The organism is Rhodoligotrophos appendicifer (genome assembly GCF_007474605.1).
In the GTDB taxonomy this organism is placed as follows: Bacteria; Pseudomonadota; Alphaproteobacteria; order Rhizobiales; family Im1; genus Rhodoligotrophos; species Rhodoligotrophos appendicifer.
The window spans coordinates 340,891-359,512 of sequence record NZ_VHKL01000005.1 but is presented as its reverse complement, the minus strand read 5'-3'; the positions used below and the strand labels follow the sequence as shown (position 1 = coordinate 359,512).

The 18,622-nt window shown below is 63.1% G+C and carries 17 protein-coding genes and 1 other RNA gene; 10 read left to right on the top strand and 8 right to left on the bottom strand.

The genetic code is table 11. From position 1 onward, the window contains the following. The 3 genes from ilvC to FKM97_RS13535 form a co-directional block, all read right to left on the bottom strand. A complete protein-coding gene (gene ilvC, locus FKM97_RS13545) occupies positions 1-1,020 on the bottom strand; it encodes a ketol-acid reductoisomerase (protein ID WP_144292931.1) in 1,020 nt (339 codons plus the stop codon). 121 nt (positions 1,021-1,141) lie between these two features. Further along, positions 1,142-1,663 (bottom strand): acetolactate synthase small subunit, encoded by a 522-nt coding sequence (gene ilvN / locus FKM97_RS13540; RefSeq protein ID WP_246105073.1) that lies wholly within the window; start codon positions 1,661-1,663, stop codon positions 1,142-1,144. 20 nt (positions 1,664-1,683) lie between these two features. Then, positions 1,684-3,450, bottom strand: a complete 1,767-nt coding sequence (locus FKM97_RS13535) for an acetolactate synthase 3 large subunit (RefSeq protein ID WP_144292929.1) — start codon at positions 3,448-3,450, stop codon at positions 1,684-1,686. Between the two features lie 451 nt (positions 3,451-3,901). Between FKM97_RS13535 and FKM97_RS13530 the strand changes: the two genes are divergently transcribed. Next, positions 3,902-4,210, top strand: a complete 309-nt coding sequence (locus FKM97_RS13530) for a HigA family addiction module antitoxin (protein ID WP_144292928.1) — start codon at positions 3,902-3,904, stop codon at positions 4,208-4,210. An 82-nt stretch (positions 4,211-4,292) separates the two neighbouring features. On the opposite strand, the gene FKM97_RS13525 is transcribed toward FKM97_RS13530, so the two are convergent. Then, a complete protein-coding gene (locus FKM97_RS13525) occupies positions 4,293-5,609 on the bottom strand; it encodes a tRNA (adenosine(37)-N6)-dimethylallyltransferase (protein ID WP_144292927.1) in 1,317 nt (438 codons plus the stop codon). 26 nt (positions 5,610-5,635) lie between these two features. Here FKM97_RS13525 and serB point away from each other — a divergent pair, with 26 nt between their 5' ends. Then, positions 5,636-6,538, top strand: coding sequence for a phosphoserine phosphatase SerB (gene serB, locus FKM97_RS13520; RefSeq protein ID WP_144292926.1), 903 nt, complete (start codon positions 5,636-5,638; stop codon positions 6,536-6,538). A 55-nt stretch (positions 6,539-6,593) separates the two neighbouring features. Continuing rightward, the gene (locus FKM97_RS13515) at positions 6,594-7,016 is read left to right on the top strand and encodes an OsmC family protein (RefSeq protein ID WP_144292925.1); all 423 of its coding nucleotides are present in this window, start codon (positions 6,594-6,596) and stop codon (positions 7,014-7,016) included. A gap of 19 nt (positions 7,017-7,035) precedes the next feature. On the opposite strand, the gene FKM97_RS13510 is transcribed toward FKM97_RS13515, so the two are convergent. Beyond that, entirely contained in the window at positions 7,036-7,830 is a 795-nt protein-coding gene (locus FKM97_RS13510) for a thymidylate synthase (RefSeq protein WP_144292924.1), read from the bottom strand. Between the two features lie 131 nt (positions 7,831-7,961). Between FKM97_RS13510 and FKM97_RS13505 the strand changes: the two genes are divergently transcribed. The 6 genes from FKM97_RS13505 to FKM97_RS13480 all read left to right on the top strand — a co-directional run bounded on the left by FKM97_RS13505 (position 7,962) and on the right by FKM97_RS13480 (position 12,263). After that, positions 7,962-8,462 (top strand): DUF4232 domain-containing protein, encoded by a 501-nt coding sequence (locus FKM97_RS13505; RefSeq protein ID WP_144292923.1) that lies wholly within the window; start codon positions 7,962-7,964, stop codon positions 8,460-8,462. A 32-nt stretch (positions 8,463-8,494) separates the two neighbouring features. After that, positions 8,495-8,855: a transfer-messenger RNA gene (gene ssrA, locus FKM97_RS13500) on the top strand. 156 nt (positions 8,856-9,011) lie between these two features. Beyond that, complete coding sequence (locus FKM97_RS13495) at positions 9,012-9,581, top strand: SspB family protein (RefSeq protein ID WP_144292922.1); 570 nt, start codon at positions 9,012-9,014, stop codon at positions 9,579-9,581. 13 nt (positions 9,582-9,594) lie between these two features. Beyond that, a complete protein-coding gene (gene mepA / locus FKM97_RS13490; protein ID WP_144292921.1) occupies positions 9,595-10,485 on the top strand; it encodes a penicillin-insensitive murein endopeptidase in 891 nt (296 codons plus the stop codon). Positions 10,486-10,586: 101 nt separating this feature from the next. Beyond that, on the top strand, positions 10,587-11,978 hold the full coding sequence (gene fumC / locus FKM97_RS13485) for a class II fumarate hydratase (RefSeq protein ID WP_144292920.1): 1,392 nt from the start codon (positions 10,587-10,589) through the stop codon (positions 11,976-11,978). Positions 11,979-12,011: 33 nt separating this feature from the next. Next, the gene (locus tag FKM97_RS13480; RefSeq protein WP_144292919.1) at positions 12,012-12,263 is read left to right on the top strand and encodes a ribbon-helix-helix domain-containing protein; all 252 of its coding nucleotides are present in this window, start codon (positions 12,012-12,014) and stop codon (positions 12,261-12,263) included. Here the strand turns inward: FKM97_RS13480 and FKM97_RS13475 are convergent. The 3 genes from FKM97_RS13475 to FKM97_RS26945 form a co-directional block, all read right to left on the bottom strand. Further along, positions 12,218-16,399 (bottom strand): AsmA family protein, encoded by a 4,182-nt coding sequence (locus FKM97_RS13475; RefSeq protein ID WP_144292918.1) that lies wholly within the window; start codon positions 16,397-16,399, stop codon positions 12,218-12,220. The genes FKM97_RS13480 and FKM97_RS13475 overlap by 46 nt on opposite strands. A gap of 197 nt (positions 16,400-16,596) precedes the next feature. Next, positions 16,597-17,997 carry an FAD-binding oxidoreductase gene (locus tag FKM97_RS13470; protein WP_144292917.1) on the bottom strand — a complete coding sequence of 467 codons (1,401 nt, stop codon included), beginning with the start codon at positions 17,995-17,997 and terminating at the stop codon, positions 16,597-16,599. A gap of 39 nt (positions 17,998-18,036) precedes the next feature. Continuing rightward, entirely contained in the window at positions 18,037-18,165 is a 129-nt protein-coding gene (locus FKM97_RS26945) for a hypothetical protein (RefSeq protein ID WP_281290104.1), read from the bottom strand. On the opposite strand from FKM97_RS26945, the gene FKM97_RS13465 reads away from it, so the two are divergent. Continuing rightward, positions 18,164-18,616: a thioesterase family protein gene (locus FKM97_RS13465; protein WP_246105072.1), complete on the top strand. Its 453-nt coding sequence runs from the start codon at positions 18,164-18,166 to the stop codon at positions 18,614-18,616. The two genes, FKM97_RS26945 and FKM97_RS13465, sit on opposite strands and share 2 nt — an antisense overlap. The last annotated feature ends 6 nt before the right edge of the window (positions 18,617-18,622 follow it).

Here is an 18,622-nt window from a genome sequence, read left to right as displayed (position 1 = left end):
CTAGTTGCGGGACTTGTCGACCAGCGCCTTGTCCTTGATCCAAGGCATCATGGCGCGGAGCCGCTCGCCGACCTCTTCGATCGGATGGGCGGCCACTTTGGCGCGGGTCGCCTTGAAGGAGGTCTGGCCAACCTTGTTCTCGAGCATCCAGTCGCGGGTGAACCGGCCGGATTGGATGTCGTTGAGCACGCGCTTCATCTCCGCCTTGGTCTCAGGAGTGATGATGCGGGGGCCGGTGACATATTCACCATATTCGGCGGTGTTGGAGATCGAGTAGTTCATATTGGCGATGCCGCCCTCATAGATGAGGTCGACGATGAGCTTCACTTCGTGGAGGCATTCGAAATATGCCATTTCGGGCGCGTAGCCAGCTTCCACCAGGGTTTCGAAGCCTGCCCGGATCAGCTCGACCAAGCCGCCGCAGAGCACGGACTGCTCGCCGAACAGATCGGTTTCGCATTCTTCCTTAAAGGTCGTCTCGATGATGCCGGCGCGGCCGCCACCGATGGCGGAGGCATAGGAAAGGCCGAGATCATGGGCGTTGCCGGAGCTATCCTGATGGATGGCGATCAGGCACGGCACGCCGGCGCCGCGCTCATATTCGGAGCGCACCGTGTGGCCGGGACCCTTAGGGGCCACCATCAAGACGTCGATGTCCTTGCGCGGCTCGATCAGGTTGAAATGGATGTTCAGGCCGTGGGCGAAGAGCAGGGCTGCGCCTTCCTTCATGTTGGCATGAAGATGATCGCGATAGATGTCGCCCTGGAGCTCATCGGGGGTCAGCATCATGATGACATCGGCCCATTTCGCGGCATCGGCCACGCTGAGCACCTCGATGCCGGCATTCTTTGCCTTCTGCGCCGAAGCGGAGCCTTCGCGGAGGGCCACGGCTACATTCTTGACGCCGCTGTCGCGGAGATTAAGCGTATGAGCATGGCCCTGGCTGCCATAGCCGACGACGGCCACCTTCTTGCCCTTCACCAGATTAACGTCGGCATCCCTATCGTAGTATACACGCATAGACTTTCCTTCCTGATCTCAAACCGCCGCCTGCAGCGGCGCCCCTTGAATAATTCGCCGCGGACAATAGCGCCGGCTGAGGCGGTGACAAGCACCATCCGCATTTATCGACGCCGCTTGGCTAAATCTTCATTCCCTCGGGCCCGCGAGCGATCGCGGCGACGCCCGTGCGAGCCACTTCCACAAGACCCAAAGGCTGCATGAGGGAGATGAACTGATCGATCTTGCTGGTGCGGCCGGTCAGCTCGAAAATGAAAGATTCAGTCGTGGCATCCACGATCTGGGCGCGGAAGGCATCGCCGAGGCGCAGAGCCTCGACCCGCTTCTCCCCCTTGCCGGCGACCTTGATCAATGCGAGCTCGCGCTCGACGGCGTTGCCGGTCACGGTCAGATCGGCCACCGAATGAATGGGCACGAGACGCTCGAGCTGCGCCTTGATCTGCTCGATGACCATGGGGGTGCCCGTGGTCACGATGGTAATCCGCGACACGTGGGCTGCATGTTCCGTCTCGGAGACAGTGAGGCTGTCGATATTGTAGCCGCGGCCCGCGAAAAGCCCGATCACGCGGGCGAGCACGCCGGGCTCGTTGTCGACCAGCACCGAGATGGTGTGGCGCTCAAGTTGGTCTGCGATCTTCAGCATGTTCTTCTCCCGGCTTCCCATCAGACCATCATCTTGCCTTCGTCGGAGACCTCGACCTCGCCGAGATCATCGCCGACATCCTGACCCAGCAGCATGTCGTTATGGGCCTTGCCGGAGGGGATCATGGGGAAGCAATTGGCGAGGCTGGCGACACGACAGTCGAACAGCACCGGCTTGTCGACCTCCATCATCTCCCGGATCGCGTCATCGAGCTCGGCCGGCTTGGTGGCTCGGATTCCATGACAGCCATAGGCTTCCGCCAGCTTCACGAAATCAGGCAGGGATTCCGTATAGCTATGGGACAGACGGTTGCCGTGCAGCAGTTCCTGCCACTGACGGACCATGCCCATATATTGGTTGTTGAGAATGAAGATCTTGATCGGCAAATTGTACTGAATGGCCGTCGACATCTCCTGCATGTTCATGAGCACCGAGGCATCGCCGGCAATGTCGATCACCAAGGCGTCCCGGTGGGCGGTCTGCACGCCGACGGCGGCCGGCAAGCCATAGCCCATGGTGCCCAGGCCGCCACTGGTCATCCAGCGGTTCGGCTCCTCAAAGCGGTAGAACTGGGCCGCCCACATCTGATGCTGGCCAACCTCGGTGGTGATGTAGGTGTCCTTGTCGCGCGTGAGGGCATAGAGCCGCTCGATGGCGTATTGGGGCATGATGAGCTGGTCGTTGGACCGGTATTTCAGGCAATCGCGGCGCCGCCAGCCATCGATCTCGGACCACCACGCCTTGAGGGCGTTGCGGTCGGTCTCGGCAGCCTTGGACTTCCAGATCCGGATCATGTCCTCAAGCACATGGGCGCAGTCGCCGATGATCGGAATGTCGACGGGAATGTTCTTGTTGATGGAGGAGGCGTCGATGTCGATGTGGATCTTGAGGCTGTCGGGGGAAAACCCATCGACGCGACCGGTGATGCGGTCGTCGAAGCGGGCGCCGATGCAAACCATCACGTCGCAGTCATGCATGGCCATGTTGGCCTCATAGGTGCCGTGCATCCCCAGCATTCCGAGCCATTGCGGACCGGAGGCGGGATAGGCGCCCAATCCCATCAGGGTCGAGGTGACGGGAAAGCCGGTCATCTTCGCCAGATCGCGCAACAGCCGGCTGGCGGTGGGGCCGGAATTGATCACCCCTCCCCCCGTATACAGGATCGGGCGCTTGGCGGAGGCCATGGCGTCCACCGCTTCGCGGATCTTCGACAAATCGCCCTTCACGCGCGGCCGGTACGTCTTGTGAGCGACGTTGGACGGGCTGGAATAGCGCCCCTTGGCGAATTGCACGTCCTTCGGGATGTCCACCACGACGGGGCCGGGACGGCCCGAGCGGGCGACGTAAAAGGCCTCGTGGATGACACGGGCGAGGTCGTTGACGTCGCGCACCAGCCAATTGTGCTTCGTGCAGGGACGCGTGATGCCCACGGTGTCGCATTCCTGAAAGGCATCATTACCGATGAGATGGGTCGCCACCTGGCCGGTGAGGACGACCATGGGAATCGAATCCATCAACGCATCGGTCAGACCGGTTACCGTGTTGGTGGCTCCGGGGCCGGAGGTCACCAGAACGCAGCCAACCTTTCCGGTCGAGCGGGCATATCCCTCCGCCGCATGGGCCGCGCCCTGCTCGTGGCGAACAAGAATGTGCTGCAGCTTCTCCTGCTGGAACAATTCATCATAGATGGGCAGAACCGCGCCGCCGGGATAGCCGAATATATGCTCGACTCCCTGGTCCGTCAGCGCCTTGATGACGATTTCCGCGCCCGTCATCTCCTGGGTCATGTCTCGCTCCACTTCAACAACGCTCTTGTCGACCAAACGAAAAAGGGGCCGCTGAGGGCCCCTGTCGCGCGCGCATTTCGGTACGGCCTAGCTGGGTGGCCGACCGGGCGCGCGCGTGCATACTACAATAAGGAACTTCGTCATCGATCCGGGGCCTTCAGCCACTAATTTCGGGTGCGGACCATATCCGGGCAAACAAAGCTGGTCAAGCAAGGATCCGCGCCTGCCCACCTGATGAATACGGACATGATTCATTTCCGTGGATTTTCAATCACAGATTGTAGGAATAAAATATTACTTCATATAAATTGTGAACGTAGCGCCTGCATGGCGCGATTCGGATCGGTGCCGAAGCACGTCATGCATGCACTTTAATGGTGTAAGTCGTTTCAGTGCAACCTTTGCAGGTGCCTGTTTTGTCGAGCACTGTGATCATGCGAGGAGTTGATTCATGAAGTCGCAAAAAGATAGTCCCCCTCCCCATCCCGGCGCGATTCTCCGGGAAAAAGTCTTGCCCGGCATCGGTCTGACGAAGAGTGCCGTCGCTCGGCGCCTGCAAATCTCCCGGACCCTGCTCTACGGCCTTCTCGGAGAGCGCTACTCGGTCACGCCCGAGATGGCGCTGAAACTCTCAAGGTTATGCCGCAATCGCCCGGAGTTCTGGCTCAATCTGCAGCGGGACTACGACCTGTGGCATGCCGCCCGGTCCTTGGAGATCAAGGCTCGCGAGCAGCATGTGGATGCCGGGGCGGCGGCCTGAAAGACGCTTCGCGTCGGGCTTGGACGGCCGCCAAGCCGGACGCAATAGAGGGTCGCTCGCGCCACGGGCCTCCACGCCTGTGTCATGAGGAGCCAAGGTGTTGACCGAAGCCGCTCAGCCACCGCCGGCGCTCCTCCGCATCATCGGGATCCAGCACGGGCCAATGAGCCATCTGATTCCGGAACCATGTGTCTTGTCGCTTTGCGTATTGGTGAGAGCGCGTCTGCGCTTTCACCAGCGCCTGATCCAGACTCAATTCGCCCCTCGCATAGGCGGCGAATTCGGCGACGCCTATCGCCTTGTGCACCAAGAGCCCCGCCCCGGGAAAGCGTTCCATCACGGCGCGCGTTTCGCCGACAGCTCCCTCATCAACCATCGCTTCGAGGCGTCGGTCGATCCGCGCCCGCAAGCGCGCTCGATCGCCCCGCAACACGATGCGGGTCGCATGAATAAGGGTCTGGCCGAGCGCCGGGTCCTGCTTCATGCTTGATCGCTCTCCGGTCTCGTCCAACTGCAGCCTCTCTTCCTCCCGGTCCTCTTGCTTGATGTCGGCGGCTTCGGGCTGCTGCCCTCGGGGATGCCCGTCTCGCTGCATCACCCGATCGGTCCCCTCCCCCCAGGCCGCAGGGATCGCCTCCCGGGTGGCTTGGTCGCCTCGCGTATCCCTGGCTTGGCCGCCTCGCTCCTCACGGACCCGTACGTCGGGCTCCTTACGAGCCGGGTCACCTCGCTCCTGGCTGTCCCGGTCGCCATGCTCCCCGCTGGCAGGATCGCTCTCAGCATCTCCCCCCTCCGGGTGAGCCGCAGGGTCTGGCTGCTGCAGCAGTCCCGGGCGGCCACGACGCTGCCAGGCGAGAATGCTCTCACCCGTCGCGTCCCACACCTCCAAGGCGCGCACCAGCCGCTGACTGTCGGCGGGATGCAGATGCGCGGAGGCCTCGGGATCGCGACGCTGCAATTCGTCATGCAAGGCGGCACTGCCCCGCTGCAGCAGCTGTGAGCGCCAGTGGGTCCGGATCGTCGCCGGCACGGGGGGAATGTCCGCCAGGCCCTGTTCCAGAGCGCGAAAATACAGGCCGGTGCCGCCGACGATGATAGGCAGGAGGCCGCTTTGGGCGCACCGGCGAAGCGCCACTGTCACGTCGTCGAGCCAACGGGCGACGGAATAGGGATCTCCTGCCGGGACATGGCCGTAGAGGAGATGGGGGACCCGCGCTTCGTCCGACGCGGAGGGACGCGATGTGAGGATGCGCAGGGCATCATAGACCTGCATCGCATCCGCATTGATGACGGCACCGCCGCAGCGTTGCGCCAGATCTAGGGCGAGTGCCGACTTGCCGCTGGCGGTCGGGCCTGCAATAAGAACGGCCTGCCGCGGCATGTCTGGTGCGTGCCGCATCACGCCCTCTTCACCGCTGGATCTGCATGGAGACCGTTGTCATTCTGATTGCCGGGGGCCGCGAGGCCGAAGGAGCCCTCCTGAGGGATCACGACCTGCTGCCGAAGGCCGCGGCCGTGGCCGGCGGCCGGGGCGAGCCACGCTGGCTGGCGCCGGGACGAGCCTGCGAATGGACGATCGAGGCCGGAGCCGCGGAGCTGCGCGCCCTCGAGGAGCAGGTGAGATCCGCCCTTGGCGAGCTGCCTATCGATGTTGCCGTGCTCCCGGCGGAAGGCCGGCGCAAGCCATTGCTGATCGCGGACATGGATTCCACCATGATCGGGCAGGAATGCATCGACGAACTGGCCGCGGTGGCCGGAGTCGGAGACCAGATCGCCGCCATCACCGAACGCGCCATGCGCGGGGAACTCGATTTCGAAGGCGCGCTGCGGACCAGGGTCGGCATGCTGAAAGGGCTGCCGCGGTCGGCGATCGCCACGGTCATCTCGCAGCGCCTGAGCTTCACCGCCGGCGGCGACGTTCTGTTGCGGACGATGCGCCAGAGCGGCGCCTTCACCGCCCTGGTCTCGGGCGGGTTCACCGCCTTTACCAGCCATGTGGCGGACCATCTGGGCTTCGATCATGCCCGCGCCAATGAGCTGCTGCTCGATGGCGATATGCTCAGCGGCATCGTCGCAGAGCCCATTCTCGGCCGTGATGCGAAGGCCTCGGCCTTGCGCGAGCTGTGCGAGAGACTGGACATCAGTCCGGCCGAGGCCCTTGCCGTTGGCGACGGGGCCAATGATATACCGATGCTGGAGGCGGCCGGTCTCGGGGTCGCCTTCCATGCAAAGCCCAAAACGCGAGACGCGGCGGCGGCACGAATTGATTTCGGCGACCTGACGTCGCTGCTGTTTCTGCAAGGTTATTCCGTCCACGACTTTCGATGATCGTTCATCGATCCAGCACCACCAACTTCTGGTCAACATAATGGAGAGGCGACACATGATCCGTAAAGCAACCGCCGTATGGTCGGGAACAGGCAAGGAGGGCGCGGGCACCATCTCAACGGGCTCGGGCGTCCTATCCAAAACTCAATACGGCTTCAAGTCCCGCTTCGAAAGCGGCGCCGGCACCAATCCCGAAGAGCTGATCGCCGCGGCGCATGCGGGCTGCTTCACCATGGCACTGGCCTTTCAGCTGCAGGGCGCCGGCTTCACGCCGGATGAACTGACCACGGAAGCCGCCGTCGAACTGGTGAAGGAAGGCGACGGGTTCAAGATCTCGGCCTCCAAGCTGACCCTGACGGCAAAGATCCCCGGCATCGACGAGGCCAAGTTCGCCGAGCTCGCCGGCAATGCCGAGAAGGGCTGCCCTGTCTCCAAGGTCCTGAACGCCGAGATCACCCTCGACTGGACGCTGAACTAAAGGCGATCGCCTCCCATCCTCACACGGCGATCGGAGCGGCGATGTGAGGATGGGATTCATAGCCCACCACCTCGAAATCCTCGAAGGTGAAGTCGTCGATGGACGTCACGTCGCGCTTGATGAGCAAGCGCGGCAGCGGCAGAGGCCGCCTCGTGAGGAGCTCGCGCGCCTGGTCGAGATGGTTCAGATAAAGGTGGGCGTCGCCCAGGACGTGGACGAACTCGCCGACCTTCAGACCGACCACCTGGGCCATCATGTGGGTGAGCAGCGCATAGGAGGCGATGTTGAAGGGGACTCCCAAGAAGACATCTGCCGAGCGCTGGTAGAGCAGACAGGACAGAGAACCGTCGGCGACGTAGAACTGGAACAGGCAATGACACGGCGGAAGCGCCATGCGGTCCAGGTCGGCCACATTCCAGGCGCAGACGATATGACGGCGTGAATCTGGATTGTTCCGCAAAGCCTCGACCACACCGGCGATCTGGTCGATGGCGGATCCATCGGGCGTGCCCCAGGACCGCCACTGGCGACCATAGACCGGGCCCAGCTCGCCCTCGGCATCCGCCCATTCATCCCAGATGCTTACGCCATTGGCCTTGAGATAGGCCACATTCGTCTCCCCGCGGATGAACCATAGCAGCTCGTGGATGATCGAGCGCAGATGCAGGCGCTTCGTCGTCACCAGAGGAAAACCTGCCCGCAGGTCGAAGCGGGACATATGACCGAAGACGGAGAGAGTTCCCGTGCCGGTGCGATCGGCCTTGCGGGTGCCGTCGGCGAGAATGCGGGTGACCAGCTCGTGATATTGCTGCATCGGGAAAATTCCTGGGATCCGTCCACAACCGTGGCAACGATTCGTGCCGGATCTATATTGTGTATTCGAGACAGGCGGCGCCAGTGCTCCCGCCGCCCCTTCTTCACATACACAGGCCCGCAAGGATCTTCATGAAGTTTTTTCTCACCTGCTGTTTCGGATTGCTGCTGATCACGACCTCCGCTGTCGGCGCGCAGGCCGAGCCCTGCTCGGGGCTTAGCCTGAAGGTGGATGCGAGCGGCCAGGAGGCGGCCATGAGCAAGGCCTCCTACGGCTATACCGTCACCAATATCGGAGCCAAGACCTGCAGCCTCGAGGGATTCCCGAGCGTTACGCTCCTGGACAGCAAGGGGCAGGAGATCACGAACATCAAGGTCGCCGATTCCACGTCCAGCTATTTCACTGAGGACGGCAAGCCCGGGCCGGTGGAGTTGGAGCCGGGAGCGGTGGCTTCGTTCTCCATCGAGATGGTCTCCTCAGCCGTCGCCGGAGAGGGCTGCACGACGGCCGTGGAAGCCCGGCTGACGCTGCCCCATACCGATATCCCCTCGACCTTCGCGGGAAGCTTCACATCCTGTGGCGAGGCGATCACGGTCACCCCGCTGCGACTGGGCGGTGATACCATCCAATAGGCGGGCCGCCGTTTTGCCTTATCCTCGAGACGACCCTTTGCATCCCTGGTGAAAGCGCCTATATTCTCCTTGTCGGTCCTCGGACCGACTATGGTGATAAACGGAAGTCGAAATAAACTTTTCGGACCCGGGGGCGGTACCCGGCACCTCCACCACATGGGACCCCGTGCGGGCCTCATCTGATGGGGGTGAAATAGGATCGACGAGAGCGTAAAGGACCCTCTTTCACTCGGCATTGTACCGCCGTTATCGGGCTAAAATTGTAGTTGCCAATGACAACTATGCTCCGGTTGCCCAGGCTGCGTAACGCAGTTTAGGTACCGAAATTGAAGTCCTTGGCTGTAGCAGGTCAAGGCGGGGTTCGGTGGGCACCTGGCAACAGAAGCCCCCATTTCCTTCCTTGCGCTTTTCCCTGTCGCAGCCTGTTTCCCGTCGAGCCTGCAGCCGACAACAGCATTGCAATGCTGTCCGTTTCCTGCTGACGATGTATTGTAGCCGAACAAGCGACGGGCCGGAGGCGGCCCGCTTTAGAGGTAGGCAAGGAGCAAGATGGCCGAAGACCTGATGCGGTACGATCTCATGGCCCAGGACGCCCTGAGGGGCGTGGTGAAGACCGCGCTGAAGCGGGCGGCACGCGTCGGCCTGCCAGGAGAGCATCATTTCTACATCGCCTTCGACACGAACCATCCCGGTGTGCGGATCTCGGAGCGACTGCGGAAGAAATATCCCGACGAGATGACCATCGTTCTCCAGCACCAGTTCTGGAGCCTGGAGGTCTATGAGGACCGGTTCGAGGTGGATTTGTCTTTCGACAACATCCCCGAGCGTCTCTCCATTCCGCTGATCGCGGTCAAGGGCTTCTTCGACCCCTCGGTTCAGTTCGGACTGCAGTTCGAGGTCGCACAGGCTAACGAAAATTCAGGACTTGCGGAGGAGAATGCCGCATCCACCCCTGAGCCGATCGTGCCGGCGGGACTCGCCGCGCCGAAGGCTGAGAGTGCGCAGGACAAGAAAGGTCCGGCCAAGAAGACGGCAAAAAGTGCCGCCAACGAGCAGGATGAGTCACAAGAGGGAGCGGAGGCCAAGGTGGTGAAGCTCGACACGTTCCGCAAGAAATAATGGGGATGCTGCTATGGGGATGACAAAGCTGGCCGGCCTTCTGGCGGCATGTCTCGCGTTTCCCATAGTCTTGTCTTCCGTTCCGGTCCGCGCCGACCCGCCTCCAGCGAAAGTCCTGTTCGGAGGTGCGAAAGCCCCCGCGGCGATGCCCTCGCGATCCATCGGTTCCTATGCGAAAGGCTGTCTTGCGGGTGCCGTCGAGCTGCCCCTCAACGGCCCGGACTGGCAGGGCATGCGGCCTTCCCGGAACCGCCATTGGGGCAATCCTGTCCTCGTGCAATTCATCAAGGTCTTCGCTCGCGACGCCAAGAAGAACGGCTGGCCCGGATTGCTGATCGGCGATCTGTCGCAACCCCGGGGCGGACCGATGCTGACCGGCCATGCCAGTCACCAGATCGGCCTCGATGCCGATATCTGGCTCGATCCCGCCCCCAACCGTCCTTTCTCCACGACCGAGCGGGAGGAACTGAGTGCCACCTCGGTGGTGGCAACGCGCAGTGAGGTCAACCGCAACATCTGGAGCAGCGATCACGCCAAGCTGATCAAGCTGGCCGCCTCCTATCCACAGGTTGGACGGATCTTCGTCAATCCGGCGATCAAGAAGGCACTGTGCGAATGGGCGGGCACTGATCGCGCCTGGCTCAACAAGGTGCGCCCGATCTACGGGCATAATTATCATTTTCACATCCGGCTGAAATGTCCCGCCGGCTCGGTCGGGTGCAAGGACCAGGCGCCGCCGCCACCAGGAGATGGATGCGGAGAGAACCTGGCCTGGTGGCTCTCGGACAAACCCTATGCGAAGCCCGGGAAAGCCCCGACGCCGCCCGCAAAGCCGCCACGGCCGATGGCGCTCTCGGATCTGCCCAATGCCTGCGCCACGGTGCTGCAGGCGCCGGCTCCGTGATCGCCCCGCCGATTGGCACTGAGTGATTTGCAAGCGGCAGCCCGCGTGTTAAGGCAGCCCCGCAGTCTTCATTCCTATGGCCATTCAAAGATTGAGCTGAGATGAGCACCACACGCATCGAAACCGATTCCTTCGGGCCTCTCGAGGTTGCCTCCGACCGCTATTGGGGTGCTCAGACGCAGCGCTCGCTCGGCAATTTCAAGATCGGGGGCGAAACCATGCCCGAGCCCCTGATCCGCGCGCTCGGCATCATCAAGCAAGCGGCCGCCAAGACGAATATGGAGCTCGGTACGCTGGACCCCACCATCGGAAAGGCCATCGTGACGGCCGCCGACGAGGTGATGGACGGCTCGCTCGACGATCATTTCCCCCTGGTGGTCTGGCAGACCGGCTCGGGCACCCAGACCAATATGAACGCCAATGAGGTGATCTCGAACCGCGGCATCGAAATCCTGGGCGGCCGTCTGGGCTCAAAGAGCCCCATCCATCCCAATGATCACGTCAACCAGTCGCAGTCGTCGAACGACACGTTTCCGACCGCCATGCATATCGCGGTCGCCGAGGAAATCGTCCACTCGCTGATCCCGGCGCTCGAGCACCTGCAACAGGCCCTCGATGCCAAGGCCAAGGCGTGGTCCGACATCATCAAGATCGGCCGGACGCATCTGCAGGATGCGACGCCGATGACCCTGGGCCAGGAATTCTCCGGCTATGCCATGCAATTGGCGCTCGGCATCGAGCGGATCACCTCGACGCTGCCGCGAGTCTACCCGCTGGCGCAGGGCGGCACCGCCGTCGGCACCGGGCTCAACTCCAAAAAGGGGTTCGCCGAGGCCTTTGCCCGCCATGTCGCGGACATCACCGGGCTGCCCTTCATCACGGCACCGAACAAGTTCGAGGCGCTGGCGAGCCACGATTCGATGGTGGAGGTCTCCGGCCAGCTGAACGTCCTGGCCACGAGCCTGTTCAAGATCTCGCAGGATATCAGGCTGTTGGGATCGGGGCCCCGCTCCGGCCTCGGCGAGTTGCATCTGCCGGAGAACGAACCCGGCTCGTCCATCATGCCCGGCAAGGTCAATCCGACGCAGTGCGAAGCCATGACCATGCTGTGCTGCCAAGTGATGGGCAATCACGTCACCGTCACCATCGCGGGCTCGCAGGGCAATTTCGAGCTCAACGTGTTCAAGCCGGTCATCGCTTACAATGTCCTGCAATCGATCCGCATCATCGCCGAAGGCTGTGTCAGCTTCACCGACAATTGCGTCGTGGGGATCGAGCCCAATCGCCGGCACATCGAGGACTTGATGGAGCGATCCCTGATGCTGGTCACGGCGCTGGCGCCAAAGATCGGTTACGACAAAGCGACGGAAATCGCCAAGAACGCCCACAAGAAGGGCACTACCTTGCGGGAAGAGGCCCTGGCGCTCGGCTATGTGACCTCGGAGGAATTCGATGCCACGGTCCGGCCCCAGGACATGATCGGCCCATCGTGAGACTGAGGTCTCGGCAGCCATGTTGAGCGCGCCGTGACCGTTTCCGAGGAGCGACCTTCGAAGCGATCCGTGGTGGTCGCCGGGCACCCGACGAGCCTCTCGCTGGAGCCGGAATTCTGGGACGTCCTGCGCCAGATCGTGGACGAGCGGTCCACGACCCTCAACATGCTGATCACGGACATCGATGCACGACGCGGCAAGCGCGGCCTGTCGAGCGCCGTTCGCGTCTTCGTGCTCAACTATCTCGGCGAGTATAGGAACCGGTTGGGATCCAAGAAGCCCTGAGGCTCCCCCGTCTCGTCCAAGCGTTCCAGCCGCGCCGGCGGGTTGACCGACTGGGTCGTGGCGGGAGCCGACGGCGCCGGCTTGCGCAGCTGCGAATTCGATCGCGCCGGCGGGAGGGGCGGGAGGCGCATCTGCGGTGTCCGCCGACCGGATTCAGTCTCGTCGGGAGGAATCGGCTGCTCCATCCACGTATCGACTGGCGGCGGTAGCGGGGCCACTTCGACCGAGGGCGGGGTGCGCGGGGCCGGAGACTGCGGGGTCGTCTTCCGCCTCTGGGCCGCATCGGAGCGGGCTTTTTCTTCGGCCTCCTGACGCTGCTGCTCGCGGGCAGCCTCGGCCGCCCGCCGAGCGAGCTCATCGGCCTCCCGCCGCGCCTGCTCCTGCGCGGCTCGCCTAGAGATCTCAGCCTGACGCGCATCCTCCAGCCGGCGGGCGGCCGCAGCGGCCTCGCGTTCAGCTTCCGCCTTGCGGGCGGCCTCCGCCTTCTTCGCAGCCTCCGCCTGGCGCGCCGCTTCAGCTTTTCGCTCCGCCTCCGCCTTGCGCGCTGCCTCCGCCTGACGCGCCGCCTCAGCCTGGCGCTCGGCCTCGGCGCGACGGGCGGCCTCTTCCGCCGCCGCCTTGCGCGCCGCCTCCTCCTTACGCCGGGCTTCGGCGCGCTTACGCTGCTCCTCTTCCTCCCGAGCGAGGCGCTCCTGCTCGCGCTGCAGCGCCTCGAGCTTCTCGATGTTGTCGCGCAGCACACGCACCGTGAGGTCGGAGCGCAGCGCGCCGATTTCATAGGTGCGCGAGAGCGAGGCGAGCGGCCCGCTCAGAGTGAGCTCTATCTTAGGCCCCGTATCGATGGCGGAGAGCTCGAGTTCGAAGGCTGTGTCCAAAGCACCGGACGACAGATCAAAGAAGCTCCGCACCCTCCCTTTGGCAGCGTCAGTGTCGACGGCCAGAGGCGCAAAGCGGACCACACCGTCGGCGATCGTCAGCGACGACTGGCCACCGGCAAAGGGCATGACCCCAGACTGCAGAGTGGTGGTGATCGCCTGATCCAGCTCCTCAATGGTCGAAAGCGTGGGGAATGTCTCAACAAAGGCGGCAGGATCGAAGCCGGGGACGGTGGCTGCGCGCAGGGTGTAGGTGCCGCTCCCCGACAGCAGGGCCATTATTCCGGCGGGACTTCTGCCGCGGCCGGCGAACGTCGTTTCCAGGTCCAAGATCCCGGTCATAGCGGGCGTATCGCCTGGCGTCATCAGGAGCGAGGCCAGGGGGAGCTGGCCCAGCGAGACCTGGCCTCCAAGAGAGAGCTCGCCTTGCATCTGCTCAGCCCTCAGCGAAAAGGCGATGGGAGCGGCGGAGAGGGTCGCTTTCGCATCGGCGATCTCCAATTTTCCCGCCGAAGAGCGCAAGGGGAGATGAAGGTCCTCCAGACTGGTGTCGCCCACGAGCTGGGCCCGATCGGCCACGACGGTCAGATCGGTCGAGATCTCAGAAAGGCGCTGCACGGCAAAGGGGGCGCCCGACCAATCCGTCTCGCGAAGATTGCCGAGGTCGTCCTCGCTGGAGGTCCCTCCCTCAGACAGAAGCGCCGTCTTCATGAGCCAGGGCAAAGACAGCCAGGACACGCGAAGCTCCCCGGCAATGGCGGGGGTCGGCGCCAGGTCCACAGCGAGAGTGCCGCTTCCGGTGGCTTCGCCGTAGGTCGCCTCAAGGTCCGAGAGAGACAGGCGCTCGGCCTCCTTCCGGAACGCGGAGGTGAAGGTCAGCGTTTGCGGAAAGGCGGGCTCCTCCGTCTCCAGGCCAAAGACGGCCAGCAGCGGATGGGCCGAGTCCGAGCGGAGATTGACCGTCCCCGACATGGTCGAAGAGGAGGACTCCGAGGGGGTGAAGGTCGCCGTGACGTCGCCACGGCTGCTCATCATCTCCAGGGTCAGATCGGCCGTCATGGCCTCAGCGAAGGTCCCGGAGGCGCGCAAGGCGGCGGATGCGGGGCCTGTGGCCTTATCCGTCCCCTGAAGATCCCAAGGCAGCTGACCCAGGAGGATAGAGGCCTGGGAATTGTCGATGGCAGCCTCAAAAGTGAAGCTGCCTTCATCCAAGGCCTCCATGCGCCCGTCGAAGCGGCCCTTGGCCGAGATGGCAGTGGAGCCGGCGCTGCCCGTCAAGTCGAGGGTCAAGGCAGTGATCGACGCCTCGCTCTCGGTCGTCGCCTCGATCTTGGCGTCGACGACCGTCGGCCCAAGCTTTCTCAGCGACTTGCCCACCAGCCCCTCGGAGGCATCACCCACAAGGCCGATCAGGGTGAGGAAGGGAACGGGATCCTTGGCATCGATCTTCGCCGTCAGGGCCCCCTGCGGATGGGATGTCAAATTGTCGATGAGGCCCGAGGCCTCAATGCGGGCACCGCTGACGCCGCCGATTTCCAAGGCCTTGATGTCCAGGTCATCGGCCTCGAGCCGGGCATCAACGGCGATGTCGGTCGCCTCTATGCCGCGATGGCGCAGGCGGTCGATCTGAAGCACCAGGCTCGCATCCGTCCTGGCCAGCCCGTCGCGCCTGATCTCGCCCATGCGCGCTAACAGATCGAGAAGGGACCCGCTGCCGGCCGCGGGATCCTTGCCGAGATAGCGGTCGAGATCGAGATCGTCGGTCGTCAGCCGGATCTGCCACCGCCGGCGCTCGCCCTCGCCCTCGCCCATCGAAAGGGTCGCCGTCCCGCGCGTGTCGTCCAGACGGAAGGAGAGATCGTTCAGCGCCACGTTGGTTCGGCCCAGCTCGACAGCGCCCTTCAGGGAGAGTTCCGCCGGGGGGCCCTTGTCGGGGATGAATCCGGCGTCGAGCTTCAGCCACTGCGCCGCAGCGGCCGCGTCCAACGTTTCCATCTCCAGCGTGCCGCTGAACACTTCCGCCGGCCTGTCGAAGCGACCATCAAGGGAGATCCTGGAGCGGCCGGGTGCCACACCCGACAGGCGGCGGATCTCGACTCCCTCAGCATTGGCATCGGCGACAATGAGAAAATTCTCGACGGTCGAGTTCGGCAATTCGAGGAAGGTCGCCTTGAAGCCGAGGCTTGCGGACAGGCCGGCGGGAAGCTCGTCCACAAGCGCGGTCAGACCATCGAGGATCGAGCTCCGATCCAGGCTCAACTCCGGCTCGTTCAACAGATTTGCCAAAGTCAGGCGGCTCGTGTCGAGGGTGGCGGACAGGGATGGACGACGGCCCAAGATCAGTTCGGCACTGCCCTTGATGAGCCGGGCCACATCGTTTCGATCGCCAAAGGCGATCTCGATCTTGGACAGGTCGAGACGTTCAAAATTGCCGGAGATCTCCGCACGCGCAGACATGGCAACGGGATCAGGCCCCTTGTCCCCCTTGGTCGTCGCCTCGGCGGGCGGGAGGCGGTCAATCGATGCCGTGCCGGAGAGCAGATATTCCGGGGTGGACGGGTTGAACTCGCCGCTGAAAGTGTAGATCAGACCTGCCCCTTGCTCGGGCGCCGCCCGCAAGGTGATCGCCGTCGGCCCGCTCGGCCGAGGACGCGAGGTGCCGATGTTCACGCGCCAGAGGCGATCAGCATAGGCGGCGGTGCCATTGATGCGATAAGGCCCGACGAGCGAGGCGGCGGAGAGCTCAAGGTTCAGATCATCAAGCTGCAGGACCTCGTCGCGAAGACGGTCCTGGAGAATGATCGAGCCCTGGCGGATCTCCACCTTGTCCAGAGCGATGTCATCGGCCGGCATCTGGACGCTCGCCCTGCCCCGCTCCGATATCGGCAGGATGAAACTCCCCGCCTCAGTCCGCTCCAGCGTCATGGAGGGTTCATCCAGGAGCGCATTGCTGACGATGATCTGGCCGCGCAAAAAGGCCGGAATGGACAGATTGGCCTCCAGGCGCTCGATCGTCAGCAGATCCGCCGTGCCGCCCTCGCCGCCGGAGAGGACGGATATATCGGCAATGGTGATGACCGGGCTGGGCAGCAGGCTCAAGGAGATCTTGCCGCCGATCTTCACCTGGCGGCCGGTGATCTCACTTCCATAGGCCTCGATCTGGTTGCGATACAGATTCCAATCGATGAAGAACGGCGCGATCAACGCCGTGGTCAAAACAATAATCGCAAGAATTCCAGCCCATAGGAGTGGAGACTTCATCGTCCATCAATCCGTCGTGATCCCAAGCTTCAGCTCTATGGTTCCGATTTAAGTCGCGACCGAGAGAACACATGCCGGCAGCGGGGTCACATCTTTGCTATCGAGCCTGCCTCAAGAAATCCTAAAAACATGCACAACCGGCGTCGAGGTCCCGCCGGATCAGCCCACGCAATCGGCGATTGTACCAGGATCGTCGATCATATGGTGACGATCTTGCCCGGGTTCATGATATTCTGCGGGTCCAAGGCGCGCTTCAGGGTCCGCATGACCTCGAGGGCTGCACCATGCTCGGCCTCCAGATACCGCATCTTGCCCCGTCCGACGCCATGCTCCCCAGTGCAGGTCCCGTCCATGGCCAGGGCGCGCTTCACCAGACGATCGCAGAAAGCCTTGACGGTCTTGATCTCCTCGGGATCGCCCATGTCGCAGAAGACGAGCACGTGAAAATTGCCATCGCCGACATGACCGACAATGGGTCCGAAAAGCCCGTGCTCGGCGAGGTCCTGCTGTGTCTGGATGACGCAGTCTGCGAGGCGGGAGATCGGCACGCAGACATCCGTCGCCAGAGCAGATTTTCCCGGGACATAGGCCCTGCCCGCCCAGAACACGTCATGGCGGGCCTGCCAAAGCCGATTGCGATCTTCCTGATGGGTCGCCCAGGCGAAGGCGCCACCCCCATGCTCGGCGGCGATGGCTGCAAACATCTCGCTCTGCTCGGCGGTGCCGGCCGTCGTTCCGTGGAATTCCAGGAACAAAGTCGGCCGTTCGGCAAGTCCAAGATTCGAATAGGCATTGCAGACCCGCACCTGAGCCTCGTCCAGGAGTTCGATACGGGCCACCGGAATGCCGAGCTGGATCGTCTGGATCACGGCATTGCAGGCCCCTTCCATGCTGTCGAAGGCACAGACGCCGGCAGCGATGGACTCCGGGATCCCATAGAGCTTGAGCGACACCTCGGTGATGACGCCAAGGGTGCCTTCAGAGCCGACAAGCAAACGGGTCAGGTCGTAGCCAGCTGAGGATTTTCGCGCGCGGCGCGCAGTGCGGATGATCCGGCCGTCGGCCATGACAGCCGTCAATCCCAACACATTCTCGCGCATGGTCCCGTAGCGCACCGCATTGGTGCCTGAGGCCCGCGTCGCCGCCATGCCGCCGAGGCTCGCATCCGCACCCGGATCGATCGGAAAGAACAGCCCGGTGTCATGAAGATAGGCGTTCAGAGCCTTGCGCGTGACCCCCGCCTGAACCCGGCAGTCGAGATCCTCGGTGTGGACCTCGAGGATCTGGTCCATGCGGCTCAGATCAATGGAGATCCCCCCGAAGGGGGCGCTGACATGGCCCTCGAGAGAGGTCCCGGTGCCGAAGGGGATCACCGGCAGCGACGCCTCACCGCAGAGCCGGACAATCTCGGCGACCTCCTCTGTGGACTGGACAAAAGCCACCGCATCGGGCAGGCCGAGCTCGTTCCAGGTCTGGTCATGGCCATGCTGTTCGCGCACCGCCGGCGCAGTCGACAGCCGTTCGCCCAGCATCGCGCGCAGGCGTTCGACGACCCGCTGCGTGGAGGATGCGTCCGATAAACGGGCTGGCTCGGCCATTCCTATGTCTCCAGATCTTTCGCCGTCTGCAACAGGTGCTCAGTCTTGCGTCAGCACCCGGGTCTGATATGGCTTGATCAGCACCACAGCCCCAACGCGTCCTGCAAGGCCTATCGGAACCGAGATCAGCCCCATGAGCAATGCCGCACCCTTCGAATCAAGCGTCATGAGAGTCCAACCGCAGTGGATCGACTACAATGGCCATCTCAACATGGCCTATTACAATGTTTTGTTCGATCTGGCATCGGATGACGCCTTCGATCTGTTCGGGCTCGGCAAAGATTATGTCAAAGAGCGGCAGCTCTCGCATTATTCGCTGGAGGTGCACGTGACGTATCTCCGCGAACTCGGGAACAATGCTCCGGTGAAGATCACCTTGCAGCTCCTGGATTTCGACGCCAAGCGCTGCCATTTCTTCCAACAGATGTATCATGCAGAGGAGGGTTTTCTCGCGGCGACCTCGGAACAGATCTGCATGCATGTGGATGTGCAGACCAAGAAGAGCACACCATTCCCGGAGGACGTGCTGGCAAAGATCAAGGCGATGCATGAGGCCCATGCCCATCTTCCCGTGCCGCCCCAGGTCGGCCATGTGATCGGCATTCCGCGCAAGGGATAAAGCGGG

Coding starts and splice junctions, on each gene's coding strand:
- FKM97_RS13465 (WP_246105072.1), top strand. CDS start 18,164: ATGAGAGTCCAACCGCAGTGGATCGACTACAATGGCCATCTCAACATG.
- FKM97_RS13475 (WP_144292918.1), bottom strand. CDS start 16,399: ATGAAGTCTCCACTCCTATGGGCTGGAATTCTTGCGATTATTGTTTTG.
- FKM97_RS13535 (WP_144292929.1), bottom strand. CDS start 3,450: ATGACCCAGGAGATGACGGGCGCGGAAATCGTCATCAAGGCGCTGACG.
- FKM97_RS13530 (WP_144292928.1), top strand. CDS start 3,902: ATGAAGTCGCAAAAAGATAGTCCCCCTCCCCATCCCGGCGCGATTCTC.
- mepA (WP_144292921.1), top strand. CDS start 9,595: ATGGGGATGACAAAGCTGGCCGGCCTTCTGGCGGCATGTCTCGCGTTT.
- FKM97_RS13515 (WP_144292925.1), top strand. CDS start 6,594: ATGATCCGTAAAGCAACCGCCGTATGGTCGGGAACAGGCAAGGAGGGC.
- ilvC (WP_144292931.1), bottom strand. CDS start 1,020: ATGCGTGTATACTACGATAGGGATGCCGACGTTAATCTGGTGAAGGGC.
- FKM97_RS13510 (WP_144292924.1), bottom strand. CDS start 7,830: ATGCAGCAATATCACGAGCTGGTCACCCGCATTCTCGCCGACGGCACC.
- FKM97_RS13505 (WP_144292923.1), top strand. CDS start 7,962: ATGAAGTTTTTTCTCACCTGCTGTTTCGGATTGCTGCTGATCACGACC.
- FKM97_RS13525 (WP_144292927.1), bottom strand. CDS start 5,609: ATGCGGCACGCACCAGACATGCCGCGGCAGGCCGTTCTTATTGCAGGC.
- ilvN (WP_246105073.1), bottom strand. CDS start 1,663: ATGCTGAAGATCGCAGACCAACTTGAGCGCCACACCATCTCGGTGCTG.
- serB (WP_144292926.1), top strand. CDS start 5,636: ATGGAGACCGTTGTCATTCTGATTGCCGGGGGCCGCGAGGCCGAAGGA.
- FKM97_RS26945 (WP_281290104.1), bottom strand. CDS start 18,165: ATGACGCTTGATTCGAAGGGTGCGGCATTGCTCATGGGGCTGATCTCG.
- FKM97_RS13470 (WP_144292917.1), bottom strand. CDS start 17,997: ATGGCCGAGCCAGCCCGTTTATCGGACGCATCCTCCACGCAGCGGGTC.
- fumC (WP_144292920.1), top strand. CDS start 10,587: ATGAGCACCACACGCATCGAAACCGATTCCTTCGGGCCTCTCGAGGTT.
- FKM97_RS13495 (WP_144292922.1), top strand. CDS start 9,012: ATGGCCGAAGACCTGATGCGGTACGATCTCATGGCCCAGGACGCCCTG.